This is a genomic window from Oleiphilus sp. HI0123 (genome assembly GCF_001635315.1).
Map to the genome: position 1 here is coordinate 1 of NZ_LWGE01001021.1, position 472 is coordinate 472.

1 protein-coding gene is annotated in these 472 nt (G+C 44.3%); it reads right to left on the reverse strand.

Annotated elements, in window-relative coordinates:
• Positions 1 to 472: condensation domain-containing protein (locus tag A3761_RS08825; RefSeq protein WP_197472992.1), on the reverse strand; the 472-nt coding region annotated here is incomplete at both ends.

The window sequence follows — 472 nt, forward strand, 5'->3', positions numbered from 1 at the left end:
AATAGGAGCTGAGCCCACTGTGAGCTAAGTTCATCAAGCTGACGATAGCTTAAGACTTCCTGCTCAAATATGACGGCATCACTTTCGGCAAATTGTTGAGCTTGATGATGAAGGTAGTGACCGACAGTGCGAGGGGCCTTGGCTTGTTCTTCATGCCAAGCATGAGCAGGTCCTATACATTGTCTCATCACTTGCTTGCTTGAGCTTTGATTAAGTAGTTCTATATCGCAAAGCCTGGTTATCGGGTTTTGTGCAATTTGTCCGAGAATCGTAAGAAAATGATCCCTAAAGCCTTGGATCGTTTTTTCAGTAAAGAGAGATGTACTATAGACGATTGCTCCACTGAGTGAGTCGCCGCGTTTTTTAAACCATATGTTCAGGTCGAGTGGTGAATCATGAGAAGGGATCTCACACTGCTTGATGTTTATCGTATGGTCACCACTTCCCATGACTTGTTCGCGTTTAGATACGT